General features: G+C 61.6%; 15 protein-coding genes. 13 read left to right on the top strand and 2 right to left on the bottom strand.

Annotated elements, in window-relative coordinates; genetic code table 11:
• Positions 1–151: 151 nt before the first annotated feature.
• Together FEZ63_RS19185 and FEZ63_RS19180 are read right to left on the bottom strand one after the other, a co-directional pair.
• A complete protein-coding gene (locus FEZ63_RS19185) occupies positions 152–1,261 on the bottom strand; it encodes an NADH:flavin oxidoreductase/NADH oxidase (RefSeq protein ID WP_150947495.1) in 1,110 nt (369 codons plus the stop codon).
• A 60-nt stretch (positions 1,262–1,321) separates the two neighbouring features.
• Positions 1,322–3,724 carry a penicillin acylase family protein gene (locus FEZ63_RS19180; RefSeq protein ID WP_150947493.1) on the bottom strand — a complete coding sequence of 801 codons (2,403 nt, stop codon included), beginning with the start codon at positions 3,722–3,724 and terminating at the stop codon, positions 1,322–1,324.
• Positions 3,725–4,226: 502 nt separating this feature from the next.
• Between FEZ63_RS19180 and FEZ63_RS19175 the strand changes: the two genes are divergently transcribed.
• From FEZ63_RS19175 to FEZ63_RS19115, 13 genes are all read left to right on the top strand, one after another.
• Positions 4,227–5,381, top strand: coding sequence for an ABC transporter substrate-binding protein (locus FEZ63_RS19175; RefSeq protein ID WP_150947491.1), 1,155 nt, complete (start codon positions 4,227–4,229; stop codon positions 5,379–5,381).
• 15 nt (positions 5,382–5,396) lie between these two features.
• The gene (locus FEZ63_RS19170) at positions 5,397–6,269 is read left to right on the top strand and encodes a branched-chain amino acid ABC transporter permease (protein ID WP_150947489.1); all 873 of its coding nucleotides are present in this window, start codon (positions 5,397–5,399) and stop codon (positions 6,267–6,269) included.
• Positions 6,266–7,204, top strand: coding sequence for a branched-chain amino acid ABC transporter permease (locus FEZ63_RS19165; protein WP_150947487.1), 939 nt, complete (start codon positions 6,266–6,268; stop codon positions 7,202–7,204). Before FEZ63_RS19170 ends, FEZ63_RS19165 begins: the two co-directional genes overlap by 4 nt.
• Complete coding sequence (locus FEZ63_RS19160; RefSeq protein ID WP_150947485.1) at positions 7,201–7,992, top strand: ABC transporter ATP-binding protein; 792 nt, start codon at positions 7,201–7,203, stop codon at positions 7,990–7,992. The genes FEZ63_RS19165 and FEZ63_RS19160 overlap by 4 nt, the downstream gene beginning before the upstream one ends.
• Positions 7,979–8,698 (top strand): ABC transporter ATP-binding protein, encoded by a 720-nt coding sequence (locus tag FEZ63_RS19155; RefSeq protein ID WP_150947483.1) that lies wholly within the window; start codon positions 7,979–7,981, stop codon positions 8,696–8,698. Before FEZ63_RS19160 ends, FEZ63_RS19155 begins: the two co-directional genes overlap by 14 nt.
• On the top strand, positions 8,691–9,455 hold the full coding sequence (locus tag FEZ63_RS19150; RefSeq protein WP_150947480.1) for an SDR family NAD(P)-dependent oxidoreductase: 765 nt from the start codon (positions 8,691–8,693) through the stop codon (positions 9,453–9,455). Before FEZ63_RS19155 ends, FEZ63_RS19150 begins: the two co-directional genes overlap by 8 nt.
• Positions 9,448–10,209, top strand: coding sequence for an SDR family NAD(P)-dependent oxidoreductase (locus FEZ63_RS19145; protein ID WP_150947479.1), 762 nt, complete (start codon positions 9,448–9,450; stop codon positions 10,207–10,209). Before FEZ63_RS19150 ends, FEZ63_RS19145 begins: the two co-directional genes overlap by 8 nt.
• A gap of 15 nt (positions 10,210–10,224) precedes the next feature.
• Positions 10,225–11,052: a polysaccharide deacetylase family protein gene (locus FEZ63_RS19140; RefSeq protein WP_150947477.1), complete on the top strand. Its 828-nt coding sequence runs from the start codon at positions 10,225–10,227 to the stop codon at positions 11,050–11,052.
• Positions 11,053–11,114: 62 nt separating this feature from the next.
• On the top strand, positions 11,115–12,335 hold the full coding sequence (locus tag FEZ63_RS19135) for a cytochrome P450 (RefSeq protein WP_150947475.1): 1,221 nt from the start codon (positions 11,115–11,117) through the stop codon (positions 12,333–12,335).
• A gap of 7 nt (positions 12,336–12,342) precedes the next feature.
• A complete protein-coding gene (locus FEZ63_RS19130; protein ID WP_150947473.1) occupies positions 12,343–12,666 on the top strand; it encodes a 2Fe-2S iron-sulfur cluster-binding protein in 324 nt (107 codons plus the stop codon).
• Between the two features lie 36 nt (positions 12,667–12,702).
• Complete coding sequence (locus FEZ63_RS19125) at positions 12,703–13,965, top strand: NAD(P)/FAD-dependent oxidoreductase (RefSeq protein ID WP_244622889.1); 1,263 nt, start codon at positions 12,703–12,705, stop codon at positions 13,963–13,965.
• A 172-nt stretch (positions 13,966–14,137) separates the two neighbouring features.
• Positions 14,138–14,926: an IclR family transcriptional regulator gene (locus FEZ63_RS19120; RefSeq protein WP_150947472.1), complete on the top strand. Its 789-nt coding sequence runs from the start codon at positions 14,138–14,140 to the stop codon at positions 14,924–14,926.
• A 61-nt stretch (positions 14,927–14,987) separates the two neighbouring features.
• Positions 14,988–15,914, top strand: coding sequence for a LysR substrate-binding domain-containing protein (locus FEZ63_RS19115; protein WP_150947470.1), 927 nt, complete (start codon positions 14,988–14,990; stop codon positions 15,912–15,914).
• Positions 15,915–15,930 lie beyond the last annotated feature (16 nt).

Here is a 15,930-nt window from a genome sequence, read left to right as displayed (position 1 = left end):
AATGTCTGCCCTTGAACACCGCGTCCTCCACAACTGGGTCACCGGGCAGGGTAGCTGGAACTTTGAAACAAAGGGTTTGCGACGGAACCGTCGATCATCCGCCACATTTCACTAAACGAAAGGACGCCGAAGCCGACGCCCTTCTTCAGTGTCACTCTGCAGCTTCCTTCGGCGCGAGAATGGTCCAGCCGGGCCACGCGCTTGAACTGGCGCGCTGGTATTGCGGCGGGATCTCGATCGGAGCACCGAGCACGTGGGCGGCTTCCCAGGGCCACCGTGGATTGGCTAATGCGGCGCGTGCAATCGCCACGAGATCGGCCTTGCCGGAGGCGACGATTTCTTCAGCCTGCTCCGGCGCGACGATCAAGCCAACTGCGCGGACCACAAGATTGGTCTTCTGCTTCACGGTATGAGCGAAGGAGACCTGGTAACCGGGACCGACCGCGATTTTCTGGCGCGGGTCGATGCCACCGCTGGTTACATCCACATAATGGCAGCCGGCGGCTTCGAGTTTCTGCGCGAAAGCAACCGCCTCGTCGGGCGTGATGCCGCCGTCGATCCAATCCGATGCCGTCAGGCGCACCCCGAGGGTTACACCAGGAGCCGCGTCGCGCACGGCCTCAAACACGCGCAAGGGTAAGCGCATCCGGTTCTCGAGCGATCCGCCGAACGCATCCGTGCGCTCATTGCTGATCGGCGACAGGAACTGGTGCAGCAGATAGCCGTGTGCCGCATGGAGCTCAATCAGGTCGACGCCCGCGCGCGCGGCCCGGCGGGCGGAATCGGCGAAGGCGGGAACGAGCCGCTCGAGATCCTCCGCATCCGCTGCTTTTGGTGTCGGCCAGGTGCCGAACGGAAGTGCCGAAGGCGCGAGGTTCTCCCAGCCGCCGTCAGCAGTCGAGAGGGGCTGACCACCCAGCCAGTGAAGAGCTGTCGAGCCCTTGCGGCCGCCGTGGCTGAGCTGGATACCGACTTTGACAGGGGTGTAGCGCCGCATGGCCTCGATAACCCGGCAGAGGGCGGCCTCGTTCTCATTGTTATAGAGGCCGGGATCGCCGAGAGAGCAGCGTCCCATCGGCTCCACCGACGTGGCTTCAATCATCACCAGGCCGGCGCCCGAGGTGGCAAGGGCACCGAGATGGATGAGATGCCAGTCGGTCATGCTGCCGTCATCGGCGCTGTATTGCGCCATGGGAGCGATCGCGATGCGATTGGCGTAGGTGTGGGGACCGATGGTGATTGGAGAAAAAAGTTTGGCCATGGCGATGTCTATCCCGGGAAGGCTGAAGCGCTCAGCGCTTCAGAGTTTGGTGATGATGGTTTAAGCGGTGGCCGCAAATGCGTCCGAGGTGGTGGCGGGAAGAAGCCTGATCCGCTGCTCGGTTGCCGCGTCGACGGCATTTCTCGAATACAAGAACGGGACGTAATCGCCTTTCGCCCAGAGCGCCGACAGATCGCGGTAATGCGGCGAGCGACTGTCGCCGGATTGACCGGGTGCGTTCATGCAGACGCTCGCATCCCAGTTGCCGACATCGAGGACGAAGCGGACGGAGGCACCCGTCGTGACGCGGAAATCCTGTGGGCGATAGGCTGCGTGCATGATTGTGGAGGCGCTCCCGCCCTTCGGCAGCGGCCCGACATCAAGCGTCCTACGGCTTTCCTCACCTGCGATTCCGCTGAGAGGATGCTCGAAGTAGCCGTGATGAAGGTCGCCCCATCGCCATTGGGACGAGTCGGCGCCAAAGCGCTCGACCAGATCCCTGTAGGCCGCCGCGAGCGTCTCCGTGAGCAGGCGATCCCGCTCCTTCGCCGCATCGGCGCCGAAGTGGTGATCCGGATTCTCGAGCGAGCGAAGAATTCCCTCGACGTCGCCGGGGGCAAGCAGCGCTCGGAGTTTCGCATCGGGGATGAAAAGCTCGAACAGGGCAGGCTTGAGATGTCTCGTGAACCAAAATTCAGAGAGAGCACCCGGCGCCGAATTCACGTGAAGCGCGTTGTCCCAGTCGAGGAGCATGGTGCGAGCGCGGTTGAAATCCTGATCTTCACCAGGTTCGATCGCGCGAAGGAGGTTCTGCAACCTGCGTCCCGGAAGCGACATGACATCGGTCTGAAGCGCCACAGAGGCTGCAACCGAATGCGACGTTGTCGAACCGAGGACCTCGTGGAGACGCAGCGCCCGGCTTTTCTCAAGCCATTCATAGCCGATCCGCGTTCTCTCGTGGTCCCAGTCTGCAGGCATATTGGCTTCGTTCGCGCTGGCGACGTAACCGCTCGCGGGATTGATCAGGTTCGGCATGTCGTCGATCGCGACGAAGCCGTCCCATTCGAAGCGGCCATCGCCGGGAACCGGCAGGAGGCCGTCCCAGTTCCGCCGGATGGGGGTCATGCCGAAGGGCAGCCAGGCAATGGTGCCGGCGACATCGGCGTAGACATGGTTCAGCGAAGGCGTGGCAAACCGGCGGATGGCCGACTTGAATTCTTCGAGATTCTTCGCGCGCATGGAAGACAAGCCAGCAAGATAGGCGCCGGCACTGGGCTCGAACCAAACGGATCGAATCGCGAAGGCCGTCCGCGCTTCAGGGTCGGCGTAGAGCACCGGGCCGTGGCGGGTAAAGCGCAAGGGACGGATTTGATCGTCTTCGCCTTTGACCGCAAAACGCTCATGCGCAATTTCCATCGCCACCCACTCGCCGCCATAGCGGTAGCGGTCCGGATTGCCGGGCTCCGTCTCGTAGACGTAGATGTCTTCCTGGTCTGAACCGAAGATCGTCTGTGTAAAAGCGATCGTGCCATTATGACCCATCGAAATGCCGGGAACCGCCGGCTCGCCGGCGCCGATCACATCGAATTCCGGGCACGAGAGCTGCACGAGGTAGCGCAGGGATGGCATGGCGTGATTGCGGTGCGGGTCGCCTGCAATCACCGGACGTCCGGTTTCGGTGCGATCCGCGGCGACCGCCCAGTTGTTCGATCCGGTCCAGGTCGATTCACTGACGACCTCCGCGAGGTCGTTCAGCTTTGTCCATTGGTCAGCGTCGGCGAGCGTCGCGTTGAGGCGGTCCTCCGAAAACGTGACGCCGGCTGTCGCGAGCTTGAACAGGTCGAGCACCGCGAGCGGAACGGAGGCGGGATCGATTTTTCCGTCATTGCGGGGGACCACCGCCGGCTCGAGATTCTTGCGCAACAGGTCGGTCGCCTCCTCATGGTGCGCCAGAATGCAGGCGCGCATCACTTCCGACAATGCGTTGCGCGTTAGGGCGTGGCTCCGAATGCGGACCACATCCTCCGGTTGCCACTTTGCCGGCCGCGTGCCGGTCATGCGGAACTCCGACGGGAGACGTGACGGCTCACGTTCGGTGAGTTCCACATAGGCATTGATGCCACTCACGAAGGCGCGGCAGATCTCCCTGGCGTCAGGCGCGTAGCTCGTCCATTCCGCCTCCATGTCGCCGCGAAAGAGGAATGCCCGCGAGGCGCAATCCTGCGCCAGATATCCCGGACCGAAACTGGCGGCGAGCAGTCCCAGGCCGCGCTTGCGCCAAAGATCGATCTGCCACAGCCGATCGCGCGCAGCGTTGAACCCTTGAAGGAAGAACAGATCACCCGAATTGCTGGCGCTGAGATGAGGGATGCCCCAGGTGTCGACGCGAATGTCAGCCGCGTCGGAGAGACCGGCAACAGTCAGCGTTTCGATGGGCGAAGCAGTGGGTGTTTCAAGAGACATGCCAATTCCTAGCAGTGACGACCGGGCAGGGATGCAAGTCCATGGATTGGATTCTACCGTGCCGAGAGAGAGGTGAGGTCCGATGTTGATTGCTCAGGGTTTCGGAAGCGATCGACCCGTTGGCGACAGATGGGTGATCGCGCGGGTGCGTCGGCAAATCTGCTTGGTTCGAGGAGCCGCTGACTCCATCAGGCGGCACCTCTGCGCTTGGTCATGCGGATAAGATCCCATCAGAACGCCCATGCGGCCGAAGTTCCTAAGATTCATCGTATCGAAATGCAATACGTTCGACTTGTTTAAAAAATGATTGTCGTATTTTTGGCTTCAAGGCAAGCGGGTGGATTGCTCCGGACGAGCGGACTTCCCTGTGTGGATCCACAGCGGATGAGGCCTGTTTTATGTGCTTCACCCACAAATCGGATTTGACAGGAGAATTCGTACAGCGCAGATATACGATATTGTCGTATCGGTAAACAATACCAGAGCACAGGGAATAGGAACAATGGCACCGTTTTCTCGTCGTCAGATGCTGGCCATCATCGGAGCGAGCGTCGCCGCTCCGTCGATCGTCAGTGCCCAGGACACATCGCCAATCCGCATCGGCGGGATGCTGCCCCTGTCCGGCCCCGGCGCCATCGAGGGCCACCAGGTGGTGAAGGGCCTCGAATTCGCGGTGAAAGAAGCCAACGAGAAGGGCGGAGTCTTCGGTCGCAAGATCGAACTCGTGATGGAAGACGACGAGAGCAACTCGACCAAAGGCGTGACAGCTGTCCGTCGTCTCATCGAACGCGAGAAGGTGCCATTCATCATCGGAACCTACCCAACCGCGGTTGTTATCGCCGCCTCGAAAGTCGCCGCTGAATACAAGGTGCCGATGCTCTCTGGCGGTTCGACCGGTGCCGGCGCGACCGACGCCAACACACCCGGCGATCCCTGGTTCTTCCGCGCCTGGCCCGACAGCAATGGTCAGGGTGAGGACACCGCTCGCGCCATCGTCAGGCAGTTCAAGGCGAAGCGCGTGGCGATCCTCCACGACGCCACCAATTACGGTGTGACCCTCGCCGATCAGGTGACCAAGGTCGTGACAGCCGAGGGCGGCGAGATCGTCGCGAAGGAAAGCTACAATACCGGCGAGCAGGATTTCTCGTCCATGCTGACCAAGCTTCGGACGTTGAAGCCCGACGTCGTGTATATCGGCGGCTGGGCCGGCGACGGTGCGACCATCGTTCGTCAAGCGGCGGAAGTCGGTCTGCGCGCTCAGTTCGTCGGGTCCGGTTCGATGCTCAGCGATGATTTCATCACCCTGGCCGGCCCAGCATCGGAAGGTTTCGCCGTGGCGACGCTTTATGAAAGCACCACGCCGAACGAGTTCGGCCGCGCCTTCGGCGAACGCTTCAAGGCCGTCTACAAGCACGAGGCGGGCACACTCAACGCGCTCGGCTTTGATTCGACGAACATTGCCATCGAGGCCATGCGTCGCGTCGGCAAGCCCGATAGCGCCGCGATTCAGCAAATGCTGAAATCGGGCATGAAGGACTTTCCCATCGTTCAAGGTCCGAAAGGCGCTACGGCCGCGTTCGATGCCAAAGGCAGCGTGAACTTTCCGATGTTCATCGCAATCGTCAAAAACGGCAAGCGTACACTCGTCGAATCTTGATTTCAGGACCCTTCCGTGGACCTTTTTCTTCAGTATCTCGCCAATGGCGTCGTCATTGGCAGTTCCTACGTGTTGGTGGCGGTCGGCCTGACGCTGATTTTCGGCATTCTTGGCGTGGTGAATTTCGCCCATGGCGAATTCTACATGCTCGGAGCCTATGCGGGTGTCACGGCCGTCACCTTGTTCGGTATGCCGCTCCCTCTCGCACTCGCAGTCGTGCTGGTCTTCTCGGCTCTCCTCGGCTTCGGTGCGGAGGCGATCCTCCACAAGCCCATGAAGAACCGGGACGCGACGAGTTCGATCATCTCGTCCTTCGGGCTTGCAGTCGCGCTGCAAAATGCGGCGCTTCTGACACTTGGGCCGCAACCGCGATTGCTGAAGACGGAGTTCTCCACAATTCCCATTGAACTCGGGCCTGTCTTCATGCCCCTGCAACGTGCGCTAATCCCGGTGGCGATGATGGTTCTCATCGGCGCACTCTATCTCATTCTGCGCTACACCTGGACGGGACGCAGCCTCCGCAGCATGTCGCAACATGCCACGGTGGCCCGTCTTTGCGGCGTGCGCGTGGAGCGGGTTGCCGTTGTCACCTTCATGGTGGGGGCGGCACTTGCGGGTGTTGCGGGCTTTCTGATGTCGTCCGTTTTCATGGTACACCCCATCATCGGAAACATGATCGTGCTCAAGGCCTTCACCGTGGTAATTCTCGGAGGCATGGGCAACATCCTCGGCGCGGCGGTCGCGGGTCTTCTTCTTGGGATCACCGAGTCGATGACGTCAGCGTACCTCGCTAACGGATTGCGCGACATCATCGGCTTCGTGATCGTCATCGCGGTCCTGCTGTTCCGCCCGCAAGGCTTGTTCGGAAAGGCTTTCGAACGGTCATGAAAAAGCTTGCCATCTTACTTGTCGTTGCACTTGTGGCAGCCGCTCCGTTCGTCGTGGGTGGTTATGAGACCAACGTCCTCATGAACGCCTTGCTCTATGTGATCCTGGCGACGGGCCTTAATCTCGTCGCTGGCTATTGCGGGCAATTCTCATTCGCGCAGGGCGCCTTCTACGGGATCGGCGCGTATACGACGGCGATCCTGTCGCGCGATCTTGGAACCGGCTTCTGGTTCAATTTTCCAGTCGGAATCGCGGTGGCGGGTCTGTTCGGCCTTCTCCTCGGCATCCCGGCTCTGCGGCTGAAGGGGCATTTCCTTGCCATCGTGACGATCGCGTTTCAGACGATCGTCTATCTCACGCTCTCGCAATGGACATCCTTTACCGGCGGGCAGACCGGATTGCCGGTTCCATCGATTGGACCAGTCAGCCTTTTTGGTACGACGCTGTTCGAAATCACGAGCCTGCGGTCGTATTTCTGGTTCACTCTGGTCATCGCGGTCATTCTCCTGTTCGCCGTCTGGCGACTTCTTCAATCGCGAATCGGTCGCGAATGGATTGCAATTCGCGACGACGAAACGCTGGCGAGCGCCGTTGGGCTCGACACCACGCGTGGAAAGCTCACGGCCTTCGTCGGCTCGGCCGCACTCGCGGGCGCTGCGGGCGTGATCACGGCGCACGCCATGCGTGGCGTGACACCGGACGACTTCACGATCTGGATATCCGCCACGGTCGTCGCAATGATGATCGTCGGCGGCAAGGGAACCTTCATCGGCCCGATCATCGGCGCCGTACTGCTGACATCCATGCCCGAATTCCTCGGCGGCTTCGCCGAGTACAAGATGTTCCTCTTCGGCGTGCTGCTGGTGATCACCGTCACATTACTTCCCGAGGGTCTCATCGGACGGGTTCGCCGTCTGCGGGAGCGTTTCTCATGACATCTGTGCCCGTTCTCGAGGCGAAGAACCTCACCAGGCGCTTCGGCGGTGTGGTGGCGGTCAATGACGTCAGCCTGAGGGTTGGCAGGAGCGAGATCGTCGGCCTCATCGGACCCAACGGTTCCGGCAAGTCGACGATGGTCAATCTCATCACGGGAGAGTTGCCTGCCGATGGGGGACGGCTGATATTCGACGGGGCGGATATCTCCAGCCAGCCATCCTACCGGCGCGCGCGCCTTGGCATGGCACGCAGCTTCCAGATGTTGCGCCTGTTCCTGTCGTTGAGCGTGGAGGAGAACCTGCTTCTCGCTCACCATATCCGCATGAAGAGCAGCATGTTCGACACGATCATCGCCAGGAGATCGGCGGTCGAGGAGGAGAACAGCGTTCGCAAGCGAGCGCGAGAACTTCTGGCGTGGTTCGATCTCGAAGAATTCGCAGACAATCCCGTCTCTGCGCTCTCCATTGGGCAGCAGCGCATGGTTGAACTCGCCCGCGGCCTCATCAGCGAGCCAAAGCTTTTCGTGCTCGATGAACCGGCGGCCGGCTTGTCGCCCCCCAATGTCGACCGCCTAATCACGCTGATCCACCGCATGCGCGACGAGTTCGGCATGAGCATTCTGCTCGTCGAGCACGACATGCGCGTTGTCCGCGACCTCTGCGACCACGTCGTGGTGCTGGATTCAGGTGTCATGATCGCGAAGGGCATTCCCGAGATGGTGGTGAAAGACCCTGTTGTGGTCGAAGCATATATCGGTTCTGGATGGAAACGCCGTGCTAAAGCTTGACAATATCGTTGCGGGCTACGGCCGTACGCGCATTCTCCATGGTGTCACGCTTGACGTGCCCAAGGGTGGGTTGGTGGCTCTTCTCGGCGGCAACGGCACCGGCAAGTCCACAGTATTGAAGACCATCGTCGGCCTGGTGAAAGCCCAGGAGGGTCAGGTGACGCTCGCCGGCCAGATCATCAATGATGTGCCGACCGAGGATCGCGCGGCGCTCGGTCTGTCGCTCGTCCCGCAGGGCAAGGAAGTCTTTGGCGGCATGAGCGTCGAGGAAAACCTGCTCATGGGCGCGTTTCACCGGCGCCGGCATCGCACGGAGATCGCCGGAGACCTCGAAGGCGTTTACCAGCGCTTCAAGCGCCTCCGCGAACGTCGGAATGTCGCCGCCGGCATGCTGTCGGGCGGCGAGCGGCAAATGTTGTCGATCGGACGTTCGCTGATGGCGCGGCCGACCATGCTGCTGCTCGATGAACCCTCCGCCGCACTCGCGCCTCGGGTCGTCGAGGAGATCGCGGATGCCATTCTCGCCCTGCGGGATCTCGGCCTGACGCTCCTCCTCGTCGAGCAGAATGTCGGCATGGCGCTGGATATTGCCGATTACATCTACGTCATTCGCGGCGGGCGCATCGCGTTCGAGCGCGAGGTTGGCGACGGGGTCGCGATGGACGAGTTGCAGGAATTCTATCTGGGGGGGAAAGAGCATGCGTGATCGCTTTCACGGACGAGTCGCCGCGGTTACCGGCGCCGCTGGTGCGCTGGGCCGGGCGACGGCCATCAAGCTCTCAAGGGAAGGCGCGCGCGTCCTCCTGTTCGATCGCGACGAGAACGGCGTGCGGGAAACGGCCGCGCAATGTCCTGGCTCTGTGACCGTCGTTGGCGACGCTTCGTCGGCGGCTGATGTGCAGCGGGCGGCGGATGTCGCGCGCAAAGAGCTGGGGCCCGTCGAACTCCTCGCCGCCGCAGCCGGCATCCTCGGACCGGCAAAACCCGCCATCGAACTCGATGAGGCGACCTGGGATCATCTCTTTGCGGTGAACGTCAAGGGACCGTGGCTTGCCGCGCGCGCCTTCATCCCGCAGATGCGTGAAGCGGGTCGAGGTTCTGTTGTCCTGTTCTCGTCGACAGCCGGCATCCTGGGATCGCCATTTCTATCCGCCTATTCGGCATCCAAGGGTGCGGTTGTCCTGCTGACTCGCAGCCTGGCGCTCAATCACGCGCAGGAGAACATTCGCGTCAATTGCGTCTGCCCCGGCACGATCGAGGGGCCGATGACCGAGAGCAGTTTCGTGCAGGCGGGCGACGACGCGGCGCAGGAGGAACGGCGCAAGGTCATGAGGGCGAGGCATCCGATGAATCGTTTCGGAACTGCGGAAGAAGTCGCCAACGCTGTTCTGTACTTCATGAGCGATGAGGCGAGCTTCACCACTGGCACGGCGCTTCCCATAGACGGAGGACGTCTTGCATAATCCGCATCGTTTCGCCGGCAAGGTCGCGATCGTCACCGGCGCAGCACGGGGAATTGGCGCCGCAACGGCGCAGCGCTTTGCCGAAGAGGGCGCCGGCGTTCTGCTGGTCGATATCATTCCCGAGGTCATGGAGACTGCAGCGGCTATCGGCGGCACCGGATTCGTTGTCGACATCACCGCCCGCGACGCAGGCCTTCGCATCGAAGAAGCCGCACAGGCTGCCTTCGGCAGGATCGACATCCTCGTCAACAACGCGGGCATCGGCGGGTCCAAGTCCCTGAAGGACACCGACGACACTTTGATGGACAGGATCATCGACACCAATCTCAATGCGATGCTTCGCGTCACCCGCGCCATCGCTCCGCATCTGCCGCGGCCCGGTGGACGGATCATCAATGTGTCGTCGATCTTCGGCTTGATCGGCTATCCCGGCACGACCGCCTACGCGGTCGCAAAGGCGGGCGTCGCGCAATTCACTCGCCAGCTCGCTGTGGAGCTTACGCCGGAAGGCATTCTGGTCAATGCGGTCGCGCCCGGCGTTGTCGAGACGCCCATGACGGCGGAGCGCCTGCGTGACCCTTATTACATCAAGCTTCAGGTGAAACCGACACCGATCGGCCGGGTCGGCACGCCGTCGGAGCAGGCCGCTGTGATCGCCTTCCTGGCGTCCGAGGATGCGGCCTTCGTTTCGGGCGTCGTCATTCCGGTGGATGGCGGCTACACCGCCACCCGCTACACTCCGAACGACGAATAGAGGGAGGAAAGTTCCATGCACGACATGAGCGTTAAATGGCCGAATGGTGCACGTTGCGCCGTCATGTTGACCTTCGATTTCGACGCGGAGACACTTTGGACCTCGCGGGATCCGGAAAACGCCAATCGGCCGGGAATTCTCAGCCAGGGAAAATACGGTGCCAAGGTCGGCGTGCCGAAGATCCTCGAAACGCTCGCGGATGCCGATTTGAAGGGAACGTTCTTCGTCCCCGGCTGGACGGCCGAGAACCACACCGGCCGGCTTGAGATGATCCTCAAGGGCGGCCATGAAATCGCTCATCACAGCTACTCGCATCGTTGGGTCAGCGATGATCCGGCGGCGGAAATCGACGAAATGGAGAAGGGCCTCGAAGCCCTGAAGCGCACCGTCGGCGTCGTCCCCAAGGGCTATCGCTCGCCTGCGGGCGAGGTCAGCCCCGGCCTCTTCAAGCTGCTGCAGAAGCATGATTTTCTCTACAACTCGTCGCTCATGGACGACATCAATCCCTATCGTCACGTTCTCGATGACGGAACCAAGGGACCGATCGAATTGCCCTGGCATTGGAGCCTGGACGATGCGCCCTACGCGCTATTCTCGGTGAAGAGCCCGCGTCCGATCTTCACCAACGAGCACATGTTCAACGTCTTCAAGGAAGAATTCCGCGAGATCTATCGTTGGGGCGGCCTGTTCGACATCATCTTCCATCCTCAGATTGTCGGCCGGCCGAGCCGCATCGCGCTTTTGCGCCAACTCATCGCCTATATCCGCACCTTCCCGGGCGTCTGGTTCGCGACCGGGACGGAGGTCGCACAGGCATGGGCGGCGGAATACGAGCGGGATTGATTGTTATCGCCAGTCGCGCGCACCCGCGATGGTGCGGCGGATTGGTCAGGGAGAGATAGGGCATGAGCGCATCAGCATCGCAGGTCCTTGGCGGGTCTATCCCCGTTCTGGAGATCGATCCTTACACGGACGAGGTTCTCAACGAGCCTTTCGCCATGCATGAAGAGGTCCGGCGGGCCGGGCCGGTCGGCTTCCTTAAGAAATACGGCGTCTACGTCATGGGTCGCCATCGCGACATCCAGCCGGCCCTGAAGGATTGGGAGACGTTTTCATCGACGGGTGGATCGGGGCTGGCCGATATTCGCAAGCCCGATGCCTGGCGGCCGGGGAGCCCGATCGTCGAAGTCGACCCGCCGCAGCATACGAAAGTTCGCACGGCGCTGCAGCGGATCCTCTCGCCAACGGTCATTCGCGCGTGGCGAGAGGAGTTCGAACGTGAGGCGAACCGGCTTGTCGCAGAGCTGGTCAAACGCGGCACGTTCGACGCCGTCGATGATCTCGCAGAAACTTATGTTTCCAAGACCTTTCCGGATGCCCTCGGGTTGAAGTGGTCGCCGGAGAGGCGAGCCAATCTCTTCCTCCTCGGTGAGCTGAACTTCGACGGTCAGGGCCCGCGCAACGCGCGCTATGAGGAGACGCAGAAACGCGCCGACCTGATCATCGACTGGTACAATGACAGCATGACACGCGAGGCGATGATGCCGAGCGGGTTTGGCGAGAAGATATTCGCCGCAGCAGATGCTGGCGACATCGAACCGGAGATAGCACCGCTGCTTATCCGTTCGTTCCTGCGCGGCGGGCTCGACACCACGACGAGCAGCATATCGGCGGCGCTCTATTATCTCGCGCGTGACCCGGCGCAATTCGCGCTTCTGCGGGAGGATACGTCCCGTGCGCGGGCCGCCTTGGAAGAGGCGATGCGGCTTGAAACGCCGATCCAGACCGTGTGTCGTCAAACGATGCGGGAGGTCGAGGTCGACGGGGCGATGATCCCGAACGACAGCAAGGTCCTGATATTGCTTGCCTCCGCCAACCGGGATCCAGACTTCTGGGAACGGCCGGACGCGTTTGATTTGAACCGCTCGACGTTTGGACATCTGGCCCTCGGCAATGGCATCCATATGTGCATCGGGCAGATGATCGCGCGGCTCGAGGGAGAGTTGGCCCTCAAGGCCGTCGCTACGCAAATTCGTGAACTGAGGCTCGAAGGCGAGCCGACCCGCAAGCTCAACAACAACTTGCGGAGCTTGAAGACGGTGCCGCTGAGTGTCGTCGCAGCGTGAGGATTCAATGACAAAGATCGTTTTCATCCGGCCCGATTCGGAGGCTGTCGAAGTCACGGCCAAGGTCGGCGACAGCATCATGCACGCGGCGCTTGCCAATCAGGTGCCGGGCATTCTCGCCGAGTGCGGGGGCTCTATGGCCTGTGCCACCTGTCACATCTATGTGGACGAGGAATGGCTGAGCAAGCTCAACCCGCCCTCTTCGATGGAAAACGAGATGCTCGACGCGACAGCGAGTGAACGCCGCGACAATAGCCGCCTCTGTTGCCAGATCGAGGTGAGTGATCGCCTCGATGGCATACGAGTCAGAATTCCCGAATCCCAGATCTAAACACCGCATTGGGACGAACCGAGAAGGAGATCTCACGTGTGTGCCGGGATGGTGATCGTGGGGGCGGGGCAGGCAGGTTTTCAGACCGCATTCTCGCTTCGGGAAGGTGGCTTTCGCGGGCCGGTAACGCTGATCGGTAACGAGAAGCGGCTCCCCTATCAGCGCCCGCCACTCTCGAAGGCGTTTCTCCATGGTCTGGCAGACGAGGCAAGCCTGCATTTCCGGCCGCAAACGCTGTTCGAAAAGCTCGAGATCGACTTCCTGCCCGATGCCGAGGTGACGGCGATCGATCGCGCCTCGTGTGCAATGGTCTGCGGTGCGGGCCAGACGATTCCGTACGAGCACGCGGTGATCGCGACGGGTTCACGCCCGCGTCGGCTCCTCGTGGAGGGCGCAGGTCTCGGCCACGTGGTCTATCTCCGTACCATCGAGGATGCGATCGGGCTGAAGGAAAAGGTCGCGCGAGCCAACGACATCGTGGTAATCGGCGCCGGCTTCATCGGACTTGAGTTCGCCTCAGTGGCAAGAAAACTGGGGCGCAACGTCCACGTGGTTGAGGCGGGATCGCGGATGATGGCGCGCGCCGTCACCCCGCCGGCTGCGGCCTTTGTTCAACGGCGACACGAAAGCTGGGGCGTCGAATTCAGCTTCGAGACCACCATCGAAGCAATCAAAAGTCGCGACCATGTCGTCACGGGTGTGCGCCTCGGCGATGGCCGGGTCCTGAAGGCCGATCTCGTGGTGGTGGGGATTGGAGCCGTCGCGAATTGTGAACTCGCGGCGGAGGCGGGCCTAGCGACCGATTGCGGGATTCTCGTCGACGATCATCTGCTGACCAGCGATCCGAGGATTTCGGCGATTGGAGATTGCGCCGTCCATCCCAACGTGTTTGCGCGCGCTCCGATCCGTCTCGAATCGGTCCAGAACGCCGCCGATCAAGGACGGGCCGTTGCGGCCCGTCTTCTTGGTGAGGCGCTGCCCTATCGGGCCGTACCGTGGTTCTGGTCCGATCAGGGCGACGTCAAGCTGCAGATCGCGGGCATCACCACCGGCCACGATCATTGCGTTGTCCGCGGATCGGTGGAGGATGGCCGTTTCGCTGTTTTCTGCTTCGCGAACGGTCGCTTTCTGGGGGTGGAATCCATCAACCGGCCCAGCGACAACATGATGGCACGGCGAGTTCTCGCGCTGCCACAACCACCGACCCTCCACGATTTCGAAGCCTTCGACTTCAGCCTCAAGGCAATCCTCGATTGCCCCAGAGACGCCACGCCGAGCGACTTTCTCGTCTCCGCCTGATCGGCCAGGAAGGCGTGGAGGCAGGTGCTTCATGTTGTGTGCGTAATCTCCTGGCCCATATTGACAGGCAATACGGCGCCGTCGCATTTACTTTGCGGTGTTTTGATTTTTGCAACGGGACGGCAGCGAACGACCAGGTGATCCTCGCTTCAACCTCTCATCGGTTCGGGAAATGAATAAAAAGAAACGCTACCCAGTCGTCGACGAGCGGCTATTTCTGCAATCCGTGGCTCGGGCGCTCGATGTTCTCGAAGCGTATGCGGCCGAACCAAAGGCGAAGTCGCTTGGTGAAATTGCCACCGCGGCGGGCATCAACAAGAGCGCCGCGCAGCGCATCGCGCAGACACTCCTGAGCCGCGGATATCTCGAGCAGGCAGATCATGGCGGCCTTACGCTTGGCCGCGTATTTCTCGATCGCTTCTTTGATTATCAGCGCTCCAACCCCTTGATCGAACGGGCAACGCCCGTGCTGACAGACCTGCGCAAGATCACCGGAGAGCGCGTTGATCTCAGTCTCTTCGATGCCAAGCACGACAATCTGTCCATCGTCTACGCCATCCGCCTGCAAAGCAAACGAGAGACGTTCTACGCCACACTGGCGGGACGGCGTCTTCCGACCTTCATCTCCACGGGCGGGCGTTCATGTCTTGCTCAATTGAGCGATGACGTCGTGTCGGATATTCTCGCGCGTTCCGAGCTGCGACCGATCACGCCCAAATCCATCGTCGACAGGGAAGCCGTGTGGGGGAAGATTCATGAAGCCCGTCGCGACGGCTATGCTTTTGCGTCCGAGGAGGCACTTCTCGGTGAAATCGTCCTCGCCGCCTCGATCCGCAACGGCGTCGGCGTGCCGATCGGAGCGGTTCATATCGCCGGATCGATGAGCGACTGGTCTGCGGGAGATTTCAGGAAGCGCTTCGCTCCGTTGGCGATCGAGGCCGCGCGCGCGTTGAGCTCGTGACGGGCGACTCTCCCAGGCCCGCGACGAGAGGCCACGACATGCCACATGTCGGGGCTTCGCCGTGACGGCGCGCCTTCCGTCTCTCGTTGCCCTCAGGGCTTTCGAAGCGGTGGCCCGCACCGGGAGCGTGCGCGCGGCTGCCGAGGAGTTGGCCGTCAGTCCCACGGTGGTTTCCCGCCATCTGCAGAACCTTCAGCTTGATCTCGGTGCCGCTCTGGTCGAGCCGCGTGGCCGGCGTCTCAAGCTGACATCCGCAGGCGAGGCCTTCCAGGCAAAGGTCTCGCGGGCTTTCGATTTACTGCGCCAGGCCACGCGAGACGCACGGCCGGCGCAGCGCCAGAGTCTCGAAATCTGGTGCACGCCCGGTTTGGCAAATCGGCGTCTGCTGTCACGCCTTCCGGAACTGGATGCGCAGTTGCAAGACTGGGACATCCTGCTGCAGCCGACCCTGGCGCATGCCAATTTCGCCACCGGCGAAGCGGATGCGGAGATCGTCTATTTTTACGACTTTGCCCCCGCGGCGGATCTGAGCGCCGAGTTGCTGGCGCCGACTCGGGTTTTTCCCGTGGCGAGCCCCGCCTTCAGAGAGCGTCTGCCTCCGCTCCTGTCGCCAGAAGATCTCCTGAAGGCGCCGCTCCTCCATGAGGAATCGACCGAGAACTGGGAGCGTTGGTTCGAGCAGATGGGCGTAGCAAACCTGCCCGAATTGCGCGGTCCCCGCCTGTGGCATGCCCATGTTGCCATTGAGGCAGCGCGACTGGGGCAGGGGGTGGCGCTGGCGAACAGCTTCCTCATCGAGGAAGACATTGCGGCAGGGCGCCTGGTTGAGATCGGCTCCAGTCGGGGTTACCTCGGCGGCTACTATCTCGTCGTGCCCACGAAACGGCGGCGGGATCCACAGATCACCGCCCTGCGCGGCTGGCTGAAAAGCGTGCTGTCGAGCGAGGGCGGCAATGATGCATTCAATGCATCGTTTGGCAGCCAATAAGCTGATTGTCGACGCC

The organism is Microvirga brassicacearum, assembly GCF_008757455.1.
GTDB lineage: Bacteria > Pseudomonadota > Alphaproteobacteria > Rhizobiales > Beijerinckiaceae > Microvirga > Microvirga brassicacearum.
This window is presented reverse-complemented; position numbering and strand designations above follow the sequence as displayed.